This window comes from Micromonospora alfalfae (assembly GCF_022230925.1).
Classification (GTDB): domain Bacteria; phylum Actinomycetota; class Actinomycetes; order Mycobacteriales; family Micromonosporaceae; genus Micromonospora; species Micromonospora alfalfae.
In genome coordinates, this window is the sequence record NZ_JAKKFH010000034.1 from 255,996 (window position 1) to 267,702 (window position 11,707).

Consider the following 11,707-nt stretch of genomic DNA (forward strand, 5'->3'; position numbering starts at 1 on the left):
ACCATGGAGCTGACCGAGCCGACCGTCTGGAGCACCGACCGACTGGAGTTGGGTGAGGGCCTGCGTTGGGTCGACGACCGGCTGGTCCTGGTCGACCTGCTGGCCGGGCGACTGTTGGAGACCGACGGCGACGCCCCGAGCCCGCTGCGGGAGCTGCGCCGCCTCGACGTGCCGCTCGGCGCGGTCGCCCCGATGGCCGACCGACCCGGTGAATGGCTGGCCGCCGCCGGGACCGGCGTCACGGTGCTGCCCGCCACCGGCGACCCCCGACCGGTCACCGACCTGGTGGGCGAGGCACCCGAGCCGACCCGGATGAACGATGCGGTCGCCGACCCGCACGGCCGCTTCTGGGCCGGCAGCATGACGTACGCGATGGTGCCCGGCGGAGGCACGCTGTTCCGCCTCACACCGGGCGCCGAGCCGGTCCCCGCCGTGACCGGGCTGACCATCCCGAACGGGCCGGCGTTCGACGCGACCGGCACCACCATGTACCTGGCCGACACTCCGCTCGGCCAGATCGACCGGTTCACAGTCGACCCCGCCACCGGGGCCCTGCGCGGGCGGGAGCCGTTCCTGCGGCTGTCCCCCGCCGACGGCGGCCCGGACGGCATGACGCTCGACGCGGCCGACCACCTCTGGATCGCGCTGTGGGGCGGCTCGGCGGTACGCCGCTACCGGCCGGACGGCACCCTCGACCGGGAGATCCGGCTGCCGGCCAAGCAGCCGGCCGGTATCTGCCTCGGCGGCCCCGACCTGCGGCGACTCTTCATCGGCACCGCCCGGGTGGGGCTGGACTCGCCGGGCCCGCAGGACGGCGCGCTGCTCGCGGTGGACGTCCCGGTGCCCGGACTGCCCGCCGCCCGGGCCGCCGCGCCAGCGAGCTGATCGGAGGCATACCGGACGCCAGGGCGGGAACAAGCGCCGTAACAGTCGACCGGTAGGGAGCGAGCCGATGAGCACCGTGGAGCGGACGTCATGAACGGGCCGGTCGGCGACGAGCCGATGGGCGAACTGGAACTGGTGCACACCTTCACCGGCCCGATGCCGACCGGGGTGAGCGTCTCGCACCGGGGCCGGATCTTCGTCAACTTCCCGAAGTGGGGCGACGAGGTGCCGGCCACAGTCGTCGAGCTGCGCGACGGCCAGGAGATGCCCTACCCCGACCAGGCGTGGAACGACCCGTCCGGCGACGACGACGCGGGCGCGTTCGTCTCGGTGCAGAGCATCGTGGTGGACCCGGCGGACCGGCTCTGGGTGCTGGACACCGGCAGCCCGATGTTGCAACCCACCAAGCCGGGCGGCCCGAAGCTGGTCCGGGTCGACCTGGACACCGACACCGTCGCCCAGGTGATCACCTTCCCGGCGGACGTGGCGCTGCCGACGACGTACCTCAACGACGTCCGCTTCGACCTTCGGCGGGGCGAGGCGGGGGTCGCCTACATCACCGACTCCGCGTTCGCCGGGCCGAACGGGATCATCGTGGTGGACCTGGCCAGCGGGGCCTCCTGGCGGCGGCTGCACGACCACCCGTCCACCAAGGCGGAGCCGCTGACGTCGTTCCGTCCGATTGTCGAGGGCCGACCGTTCCTGGAACGACCGGCCGACGGGCCGCCGAAGCCGGTGGGCATGGGCTCCGACGGCATCGCCATCTCCGCCGACGGCACCCGGCTCTACTACTGCCCGTTGGCGTCCCGGCGCCTTTACAGCGTGTCCACCGAGGCGCTGGCCGACCCGGGCGTCACCCAGGAGGCGGTCGCCGCGACGGTTGTCGACGAGGGCGACCGGGGCACCGCCTCGGACGGGTTGGAGAGCGACGACGCCGGGCGGCTCTACATCACCTCGTACGAGCACAACGCTGTGCTGCGTCGACTGCCCGACGGCGAGTACGAGACGCTGGTCCACGACCCGCGACTGCTCTGGCCGGACACCATGTCGGTGGCCACCGACGGGTACCTCTACGTCACCGCCAACCAACTGCACCGGCAGCCGCAGTACCAGCGCGGCAAGGACCTGCGGCGCAAGCCGTACGCGCTGTTCCGCACCCGCATCGACGCCGGCCCGGTGCTGCTGCGCTGAGGCGAGGTTGCCCCCGCTTCCCATGATCAGGTGATGAAAAGCAGGTCTCCGAGCCGTTCTTGACCTACTTTTCATCACTTGATCACCAGACCACGACGTCGTGACGACGGGGACGGCCACTTCTGCACGTTTGGCGTGCGTTACGCGGACGTATTACGCCGCGGACGTACCGGTCGAGACGGCGGACATCGTCCTGCCGGGCGGGCGGTACGAATTGGTGTACCGCGTCCCGGTGGACTGAGCCCGCCCCAGCCCTCAACTCTTTGGCAGATTGCGGTCCAGGAGGTCGAACAGGGCGGCCCAGTGCCGCTCGGTGGCCTGCTCGTCGTACGCCGGGGTGTCGGCCATGGTGTAGCCGTGGTGCGCCCCGGTGTACACCTCGGAGCGGTAGCGCACCCCGGCGGCGTCGAGCGCCTGCTCCAGCGTGGCGATCTGCTCGGGCGTCATCGACTGGTCGGCGTCGGCGTGCCCGAAGTACACCTCGCCGGTGATCGAGGCGACGCCCCGGTGTGGGCTGTCCGGCGCCTCGGTGACGATCCGCCCGCCGTGGAAGCTGGCGATCGCGGCGATGCGGTCCGGGTGCGCCTCGATGGCCCGCAGCGCGTTCGTGCCGCCCATGCAGTAACCGGTGATGGCGACCGGGCCCGGTCGGACGTCGTCGCGGGCGGCCAGGAAGTCGAGGAACGCGGCGGTGTCCCGGCTGATCACGTCGTTAGTCAACGCGCCGACCAGCGGCATGATCTTCTCGAAGAGGGCGCCGCGCTGGTCGGCCTCGCCGAGGCGGGACAGGTCGAACAGGGGCGCCCGACCGGCCCGGTAGAACAGGTGGGGCGTCAGCACCAGGTAGCCGCGTTCGGCGATCCGCTCGGCCATCTCGACCAGGCGCGGGCGCGGCCCGAAGGCGTCCATGAAGAGCAGCACCGCCGGGAACGGGCCGTCGCCGTCCGGTCGGGTCAGGCTCGCGTCCGCCACTCCGTCACTGGTCGGGATGTCCACCGTCGTCGTCAGCACCGTGCCTCCTCGTACGCCGATCTTGGTCCGTTCCGAACGTTACTCGCCGTGTCGGCACCCCCGTCGGGCAGCCGCGTGAACGGGGCGTCAAGAAGTCGATCGGGCACGGATCCGACGCCGGTCAGGCGCGGACGAAGCGGACCGCGTCGGCGACCACGTACCCGTCGGTGTCCTCGGTACGGATCAGCACGCTGCCATCGCTGCCCGCCGTGAACGGGTAGGTGCCCAGTGCCACCCACTGGCCGCCGGACTGCCGCTGGTCCACCGTCGTGGTGACCAACCCCCCGGAGTACGCGATGTCCACCGGCACGTTCGTCGCCCGGTTCGGGTGCCCGGTCCAGCGCAGCTGCACCGTCCACGACCCGGAGGCGGGCAGTGTCGGCCGGAACCGCAGCCGGTTGACGCCCTTGCCGACGTTGCCGTCGTGCTCGTAGTCCGGGCCGTAGTAGCCACCGGTGCTGGTGCTGCGCAGCCACGTCCCGGCCCGGGTGATCCCGCTGGCCGCCGCGTTGTCCAGGATCACCTCGCTGGTGCTGCCCCACTCCAGCACCGCGCCGTCCTGGCGCAGCCGGGTCTGGAGGGCGGGCACGGAGACGGCCTGCACGGCGAGGTTCCCGGCGAGCGCCAGGGACGCCGCGGTGGCAGCGGCCTGCCCGAGGATCATGAACACGGGTTCCATCCGGATCGAGCCGTACGCGATGTGACTCGCCGAGAGGCAGACCGGCACCAGCAGGTTGGCGCACTGCGCCTGGTGCGGCACCATCGCGCGGTAGCTCACCGGGTACGGCGCCGGCACGCCGATCTGCACGTCCCCCTCGTTGCGGACCTTGCCGTCGACTACCACCCGCTGACAGTTGTGCGAGTCCATCGTGTAGCTGGCCAGGCCCACCGAGTCGGTGGCGCGTACCCGGCCCCGACAGTCGGCCTCGGTCATCACGTACGCGGAGATCATCCGGCGGGCCTCGCGGATGTAGAGCATCGGTGGCCAGCCGCCCGTGCCGGTGAACTCGTCCACCGGCAGTCCCCACCGGGCGGTCGAGTCGCGCACCGACGCCGGCAGTCGGCTGTCGTTGGCCAGGAACCACATCAGCCCCTGCTGGTAGCTGCGGTGCTCGGCGATGATGCTCTCCCGCGTCGCCCAGCTCGCCGTCGGGTACGCGTAGTTGAAGCCGATGTTGTCGGTCGACACGGCGCCGTTGTTGTTGGAGTCGGTCTTTCCGCCGCCTACCGAGTGGGTGGTGAAGTACGGCCCCGCGTAGCCGGCCTGGATGTGCCGCAGCAGCAGCTCGTAGCGGATCGGGTCGTAACCGGACGGCTTGCCGAACGGGATCCGGTTGGCCGCCTGGGTCAGGCACATCCGGAAGCAGTACGCCTGGATGCGGTCGTCGCCGCTGCCCTGCGGGGCGAGCGGAACGGCGGAGATGCCCGGCAGCAGCCCGCTGGCGGGCGAACCGGCCGTCACGTACGGGTCGACGGGGTAGGCGAACTGATGGGTGTTGCGCGACTGCACCCCGTTGATCGTCTCGCCGTAGGTGTCGTTGGACTCCCGCCCGACGGTGAACCCCACCCCGGCCATTGCCAGCAGATCGCCCTCGTAGGTGGCGTCGACGAATACCCCGCCCCGGTAGATCGACCCGTCCTCGGTGCGCAGCTCAGTGATCCGGTTCCCGGTCCGGCCCAGGCTGGCCAGCCGGGCGTCGACGACCACCGGGACGCCCGCCTCGGCCAGCATCTCGGCGAAGACGGTGGTGGCGACGTGCGGTTCGAAGGTCATCCGCAGCGGTGACGTCGAGGTGAGGGTTCCGCCGTGGTACTTCACGTACACCCGGCGGTAGAACTCGGCGGCCAGCCCGCCGATGGACGCCTGGACGCCGGTGTCGGTGGCGCCCAGCCCGGCGGTGCTCAACCCGCCGACGTGGCCGGTGGGCTCCACCACCACTGCGGTGCGCCCGAGCCGGCGCATGGTGATAGCGGCGGCCAGCCCGCCGGAGGTGGCGCCGTAGACGACAAGGTCGGCGGTGGTGACGGCGGCTCGGGCGGGGGCGGCCCGGAACGGGTCGGTGAGGCCGGCCAGGACGAGGCCGGCACCGCCGGCGACCAGCAGCCGACGACGGGACAGGGGCAGGGGCACGGACACGGCGGGCTCCCGAGGGGTAACCGGTGAAGGGGACGGTTACAGAAGCACGCCGCTGCCGCTGCTAACAGAAATTCTTCAATGTCCACAGGCGGGTGTCAACGGGGTCAGGGGCGGTAGCGGTAGCCCATTCCCGGTTCGGTGATGAGGTGGCGAGGGCGGGCCGGGTCGTCCTCCAGTTTGCGCCGCAGCTGGGCCAGGTACTGCCGCAGGTAGTTGGTCTCGTTCTGGTATTCCGGCCCCCACACGTCCTGGAGGAGCTGACGTTGGCTGACCAGCTTGCCGGGGTGACGCAGCAGCTTCTCCAGCACGCTCCACTGGGTGGGGGTCAGCTTGACCTCGGTGCCGTCGTCCCGCAGCACGCTGTGGTCGGCCAGGTCGACTGTGTGCTGGCCGATCCGCAGTGCCGGCACCGCTTCGCTGGGCGCGCCGAGGCGGCGGGTCACCGCGCGGATGCGGGCCAACAGCTCCTCTACCCCGAACGGCTTGGTGACGTAGTCGTCCGCGCCGGCGTCCAGCGCCGCGACCTTGTCCTCGCTGCCGGCTCGGCCGGAGAGCACGATGATCGGCACTGTGGTCCACCCGCGCAGGCCCCGGATCACCTCCACGCCGTCGATGTCGGGCAGGCCGAGGTCCAGCACCACCAGGTCGGGTGGGTGGCTGGCGGCGGCCTTCAACGCGGCGGCTCCGGTGCCGGCTACGTCCACGTCGTAGCGGCGCGCGCGCAGGTTGATGCGCAGGGCGCGCAGAATCTGCGGTTCGTCGTCGACGACCAGGATGCGCGTCATTCCTGCGGCCCCTCCGAGCTGGTCGGCGCGGCGGGCAGCCGCAGCACCATGGTGAGCCCACCGCCGGGGGTGGTCTCCGGGGTGATGCTGCCACCCATGGCCTCGGCCAACCCCCGGGACAGGGCAAGACCGAGACCGACGCCGGTCTGGTTGTCCCGGTCACCGAGGCGTTGGAACGGCAGGAAGACGTGTTCCCACTGGTCCTCCGGGATTCCCGGCCCCCTGTCGATCACCCGCAGCTCGACCTGACCGGCGTGGGCGCTGGCGGTGATCGTGGGCGGCTGACCGGGCGGGCTGTACCGCAGCGCGTTGGCGACGATGTTCACCAGCACCCGTTCCAGCAGGCCCGGGTCGGCGGTGGCGGCCGGCAGGTCGGCCGGGATGTCGGTGCCGACCGTCGCGGCCACCGGGCCAAGTTCGTCAAGCGCCAGGGGTACGGCGTCCTCCAGGCCGATCGCGGTCGCCGAGATGCCCAGCACGCCCGCCTGGAGCCGGCTCATGTCCAGCAGGTTGCCGACCAGCCGGGCAAGCCGGTCCAGCGACTCCTCCGCGGTCTCCAGCAACTCCTCGCGGTCGGACTCGTCGAACTCGATGTCGTGGCTGCGCAGGCTGGTCACTGCCGCCTTCGCGGACGCCAGCGGCGTACGCAGGTCGTGGCTGACCGCCGCGAGCAGCGCGGTGCGCATCCGGTCCGCGGCGGCGAGTGGCCGGGCGGTGGCGGCCTCCTCGGCGAGCCGTTCCTGGCGCAACGCGACGGCGGCCTGGGCGGCGAACGCCTCGACGATCCGCCGATCAGCGGCCTCCAGTCGTCGGCCGCTGAGCACGACGGTGATCCGGTCGTCGACCGGCACCGCGGTCTCGCCGCCGTCGGGCGTGCCGGCCGGCTGCTCGCCGACGCTGGCCACCACACACCAGGCGTGCTCCTCGCGGGCCCGCTCCGGCCGTCCACCAGCCTCCTCGGCCAGCTCCAGCACGCTCACCGCGCGCAGCCCGAAGGTCTCCCGGAGCTGATCCAGCAGGGCGGGCAGGGGTCGTTCGCCGCGCAGCACCCCACCGGCGACGGCGGCGAGGGTCTGCGCGTCGGCGGCGGCGCGCGCGGCCTCCCGGGTACGCCGGGCGGCCACGTCGACGATCCAGCTCACCGCGAGGGCCACCCCGACGAAGACGGCCAGGGCGAGGAGGTTGTCCGCCTCGGCGATGGTCAGCGTGCGGAAGGGCGGGGTGAAGAACCAGTTGAGCAGCAGCGAGCCGCCGAGCGCGGCGACCAGGGCCGGCCACACCCCGCCAACCAGCGCGACCCCGACGACCCCGGCGAGGAACAGCAGGATGTCGTTTGTCAGCGTCAGGTCGGGCAGTGTCTTCAGCAGCACTGTGAGCAGCGGCATGCCCAGCACCGCCAGGCCGAAGCCGAGCAGCCGGCGGCGTCGGGACAGCGCCGCCGGAACCGCCGCCGCCCGGCGGCCCTTGCCGGCCTGCTTGTGGGTGACCAGGTGCACGTCGATCGAGCCGGAGAGCGCTGTGGTGGTCACCCCGACACCCCTGGCGAAGATCTGCGCGAGGCGACCCCGCCGGCTGGCCCCGAGCACCAGCTGGGTGGCGTTCACGCCCTGGGCGAAGTCCAGCAGCGCGGCCGGCACGTCGGTGCCGAGCACCTGGTGGTACGTGCCGCCCAGGCTCTCCACCAGCACTCGTTGCCGGGCCAACTGGGCCGGGTCGGCGCCGGCCAGGCCGTCGCTGCGGGCCACGTGCACGGCGAGCAGGTCGGCGCCCTTGCTGCGGGCCGCGACCCGGGCCGCCCGACGGATCAGCGTCTCACCCTCCGGGCCACCGGTCAGCGCTACCACCACCCGTTCCCGGGCCTCCCAGGTGGCAGCGATCCCCTGCTGGCTGCGGTAGCGGTCGAGCTGCTCGTCGACCTTGTCCGCCAGCCAGAGCAGCGCCAGCTCGCGCAGCGCGGTGAGGTTGCCGACCCGGAAGTAGTTGCCCAACGCGGCGTCGATCTTGTCGGGTCGGTAGATGTTGCCGTGCGCCATCCGCCGGCGCAGCGCCTCCGGGGTCATGTCGACAAGCTCGACCTGCTCGGCGGCGCGGACGATCTCGTCGGGCACTGTCTCCCGCTGGGTGGTGCCGGTGATCTGCGCGACGACGTCGTTCACCGACTCCAGGTGCTGCACGTTGACAGTGGAGAGCACGTCGATCCCCGCGTCGAGCAGCTCCTGGACGTCCTGCCAGCGCTTGTCGTGCCGGGAGCCGGGAATGTTGGTGTGCGCCAACTCGTCGACCACGGCGATCTGCGGCCGGCGGGCCAGCACCTCGTCCAGGTCCATCTCGGTGAACTCGACGCCCCGGTAGGTCATCGTGCGGCGGGGCACCTGCTCCAGGTCGCCGAGCATCTCGGCGGTGTGCTGGCGGCCGTGGGTCTCCACGAAGCCGATCACCACGTCGGTGCCGCGCGCGGCCCGCCGCTGGGCCTCCTCCAACATGGCGTACGTCTTGCCGACGCCGGGGGCCGCCCCCAGATAGATGCGCAGTTCTCCGCGTGGCACGGGGACCATCCTCCCTGGTCAGATCGGCGGGCGGGGCCGCGCCGGTCGGCCCGGCCCCGCCCGCGAGGTGCTCAGCGTGCCGCGAACTGCTTGTCGAGCGCGAGGTTGAGCTCCAGCACGTTGACGCCGGGCGCGCCCAGGAAGCCGAGCCCTCGCCCGCCGGTGTGCTCCTCGACCAGCTTGCGGACCGCCGCCGGGTCCACGCCGCGCTCCCGCGCGACCCGGTTCACCTGTAGTTCGGCGTACGCCGGGCTGATCTGCGGGTCGAGGCCGCTGGCGCTGGCGGTGACCGCGTCGGCGGGCACCACCGGGTCGGCGGGCGCGTCGCCCCGGATCGGTGTGACCACCCCACCGGCGGCGACGTAGTCCTCGCCGGGCTGGGCCGGCTCCACCGCGACACCCTGGTACTCGGAGACGAAGGGAGTGGTCGGGGCGGCCTGGTTGACGCTGACCACCCGGGTGACCGGACCGGTCAGACCGTCGGCGCGGAACACCGCGAGCACAGCGCCCACCCCGTCGTCGGTGCAGTACGGGCGCCGGCCGTCGACACCGTTGAGCTCGCCGACCGACTTGCTGCGCCCGCACACCTGGGTGAGCAGGCTCTCGCTGGATGCCTCCGGGTCGGTGGCAAGGGTGTCGACAACGCTCTCCGGGCCCAGGTTGCTGGCCGAGGTGGCCGTCGGGTCGTAGCCGTCACCGGCGGCGGAGGGGCGGGACTGGAAGTACCGGGCGACGGGGTTGCCGTCCGCGTCGGTGAAGGACTGGCCGATCAGCGCGCTGCCGACAGTCGTCCCGCCCGAGGTGATCAGCGAGCCGTCGGTCTTGTGGTTGAGGCCGGGCAACTGACCAACAGCTACCAGGGCCAGCGGGTAGACCAGGCCGAGCAGCACCGTGAAGACGAGTACGGCGCGCAGCGCGGCGAGGTGTTGGGCGATCCAGGTGGGTAGGCGCATCACGAAATCCCCGGGATGAACTGGATGAGCAGGTCGATGAGCTTGATCCCGATGAACGGCACGATGATGCCGCCCAGCCCGTAGACCAGCAGGTTGCGGCTGAGCAGCTTCGACGCGGCGGCCGGCCGGTACCGCACGCCCCGCAGGGCGAGCGGGATCAGCGCGATGATCACCAGGGCGTTGAAGATGACGGCGGACAGGATCGCCGACTCCGGGCTGGCCAGCCGCATGATGTTCAGGGCGTCCAGGCTCGGGTAGAGGCCGGCGAACATGGCCGGGATGATCGCGAAGTACTTCGCGATGTCGTTGGCGATGCTGAAGGTGGTCAGCGCGCCGCGGGTGATCAGCAACTGCTTGCCGATCTCCACGATCTCGATCAGCTTCGTCGGGTCGGAGTCGAGGTCGACCATGTTGCCGGCCTCCTTCGCGGCCGACGTACCGGTGTTCATCGCCACCCCGACGTCGGCCTGCGCGAGCGCCGGCGCGTCGTTGGTGCCGTCACCGGTCATCGCGACCAGCCGGCCACCCTCCTGCTCCCGCTTGATCAGCGCGAGCTTGTCCTCCGGCGTCGCCTCGGCCAGGAAGTCGTCCACCCCGGCCTCGTCGGCGATCGCCTTCGCGGTCCGCGGGTTGTCGCCGGTGATCATCACGGTTCGGATGCCCATCCGGCGCATCTCGTCGAACCGCTCCCGCATGCCGGACTTGACCACGTCCTTGAGGTGGATGACGCCCAACGCACGGGCGGGCGCACCGTCGACGTGCTCGGCGACCACCAGCGGGGTACCGCCGGTGCCACTGATCGCGTCCACGATCTCGCCGACCTGCTCGGTCGGGTGGCCGCCGTTCTCCCGTACCCACTTCATCACCGCGGCGGCGGCGCCCTTGCGGACCCGGCGGGCCGTGCCGACCGCGCCGCCGTCGACGCTGGCGTCCGGGGTGAGGTCGACGCCGCTCATCCGGGTCTGCGCGGTGAACGGTACGAAGGTGGCGTGCGGCATCACGCCGGGCTCGCGCTCGCGCAGCCCGAACTCGTTCTTCGCCAGGACGACCACCGAGCGCCCCTCCGGGGTCTCGTCGGCCAGGCTGGACAGCTGCGCGGCGTCGGCGAGCGCCGCGGCGTCGACCCCCTCGACCGGTACGAACTCGGCTGCCTGCCGGTTGCCCAGCGTGATGGTGCCGGTCTTGTCCAGCAGCAGGGTGTTGACGTCTCCGGCCGCCTCGACGGCCCGGCCGCTCATGGCCAGCACGTTGCGCTGCACGAGGCGGTCCATGCCGGCGATGCCGATGGCGGAGAGCAGCGCGCCGATGGTGGTGGGGATCAGGCAGACCAGCAGCGAGATCAGCACCACGCCGGTGACGCCGGAGTCGGTGATCGCCCCGCTGTCCGGTGCGGCAGCCTGGTACGCCTTGGAGAAGATCGCGAGGGGCTGGAGGGTGACCACTGCCAGCAGGAAGATGACGGTGAGCGCGGCGAGCAGGATGTTCAGCGCGATCTCGTTCGGTGTCTTCTGCCGGTTGGCCCCCTCGACCAGGGCGATCATCCGGTCGATGAAGCTCTCCCCCGGCTTCTGGGTGATCTTGACGATGATCTGGTCGGAGAGCACCTTGGTGCCGCCGGTGACAGCGCTGCGGTCGCCGCCGGACTCCCTGATGACCGGTGCCGACTCTCCGGTGATGGCCGACTCGTCGACGCTGGCGATGCCCTCGACGATGTCGCCGTCGCCGGGGATGATGCCGCCGGCTTCGACGAGTACGACGTCGCCCTGACGCAGGTCCGGCGCCGGCACCGCCTCGTCGCGGTAGGTGTTGGCCCGCGCGCCCGGCTTCCAGTCGATCAGTCGGGTGGCGATGGTGTCCTTCTTCGCCTGCCGCAGGGTCGCGGCCTGGGCCTTGCCCCGACCCTCGGCGACTGCCTCGGCCAGGTTGGCGAAGACCACTGTCAGCCAGAGCCAGACGGTGATCGCCCAGGCGAACACCGACGGGTCGAGCACCGCCAGGACTGTGGTGAAGGCCGCGCCGACCTCGACGATCAGCATCACCGGGTTGCGCCACAGGGTGGTGGGGTTGAGTTTGCGTACGGCGTCCGGCAGGGATCGGATCAACTGCTGGGGGTCGAGCAGGCCTCCGCCGATCCGTCTGCCCTGGTCGGCTGCTGTGGCGAGCTGACCGGATGTCACGGACATGTCCTCGTTCCTCATG

8 protein-coding genes are annotated in these 11,707 nt (G+C 71.6%); 2 read left to right on the forward strand and 6 right to left on the reverse strand.

All coding sequences use genetic code 11. The features are described from left to right. Positions 1–3 precede the first annotated feature (3 nt). Together MED01_RS26845 and MED01_RS26850 are read left to right on the forward strand one after the other, a co-directional pair. The gene (locus MED01_RS26845; RefSeq protein ID WP_238671301.1) at positions 4–885 is read left to right on the forward strand and encodes an SMP-30/gluconolactonase/LRE family protein; all 882 of its coding nucleotides are present in this window, start codon (positions 4–6) and stop codon (positions 883–885) included. Positions 886–975: 90 nt separating this feature from the next. Further along, complete coding sequence (locus MED01_RS26850; RefSeq protein ID WP_238671302.1) at positions 976–2,076, forward strand: L-dopachrome tautomerase-related protein; 1,101 nt, start codon at positions 976–978, stop codon at positions 2,074–2,076. 255 nt (positions 2,077–2,331) lie between these two features. On the opposite strand, the gene MED01_RS26855 is transcribed toward MED01_RS26850, so the two are convergent. From MED01_RS26855 to kdpB, 6 genes are all read right to left on the reverse strand, one after another. Next, complete coding sequence (locus MED01_RS26855; protein WP_238671303.1) at positions 2,332–3,087, reverse strand: dienelactone hydrolase family protein; 756 nt, start codon at positions 3,085–3,087, stop codon at positions 2,332–2,334. Between the two features lie 121 nt (positions 3,088–3,208). Then, entirely contained in the window at positions 3,209–5,224 is a 2,016-nt protein-coding gene (locus MED01_RS26860) for an FAD-dependent oxidoreductase (protein ID WP_238671304.1), read from the reverse strand. 104 nt (positions 5,225–5,328) lie between these two features. Further along, positions 5,329–6,009 (reverse strand): response regulator, encoded by a 681-nt coding sequence (locus tag MED01_RS26865; RefSeq protein ID WP_210782924.1) that lies wholly within the window; start codon positions 6,007–6,009, stop codon positions 5,329–5,331. Next, a complete protein-coding gene (locus tag MED01_RS26870) occupies positions 6,006–8,555 on the reverse strand; it encodes a sensor histidine kinase (protein ID WP_238671305.1) in 2,550 nt (849 codons plus the stop codon). Before MED01_RS26870 ends, MED01_RS26865 begins: the two co-directional genes overlap by 4 nt. A 71-nt stretch (positions 8,556–8,626) precedes the next feature. Then, positions 8,627–9,508 carry a potassium-transporting ATPase subunit C gene (locus MED01_RS26875; RefSeq protein WP_238671306.1) on the reverse strand — a complete coding sequence of 294 codons (882 nt, stop codon included), beginning with the start codon at positions 9,506–9,508 and terminating at the stop codon, positions 8,627–8,629. Continuing rightward, positions 9,508–11,691, reverse strand: coding sequence for a potassium-transporting ATPase subunit KdpB (kdpB, locus tag MED01_RS26880; protein ID WP_238671307.1), 2,184 nt, complete (start codon positions 11,689–11,691; stop codon positions 9,508–9,510). Before kdpB ends, MED01_RS26875 begins: the two co-directional genes overlap by 1 nt. Positions 11,692–11,707: the final 16 nt, after the last annotated feature.

Excerpts from the sequence above, each read along its gene's own strand:
- MED01_RS26865 (WP_210782924.1), bottom strand. The coding sequence starts at position 6,009 with ATGACGCGCATCCTGGTCGTCGACGACGAACCGCAGATTCTGCGCGCC.
- kdpB (WP_238671307.1), bottom strand. The coding sequence starts at position 11,691 with ATGTCCGTGACATCCGGTCAGCTCGCCACAGCAGCCGACCAGGGCAGA.
- MED01_RS26845 (WP_238671301.1), top strand. The coding sequence starts at position 4 with ATGGAGCTGACCGAGCCGACCGTCTGGAGCACCGACCGACTGGAGTTG.
- MED01_RS26850 (WP_238671302.1), top strand. The coding sequence starts at position 976 with ATGAACGGGCCGGTCGGCGACGAGCCGATGGGCGAACTGGAACTGGTG.
- MED01_RS26875 (WP_238671306.1), bottom strand. The coding sequence starts at position 9,508 with ATGCGCCTACCCACCTGGATCGCCCAACACCTCGCCGCGCTGCGCGCC.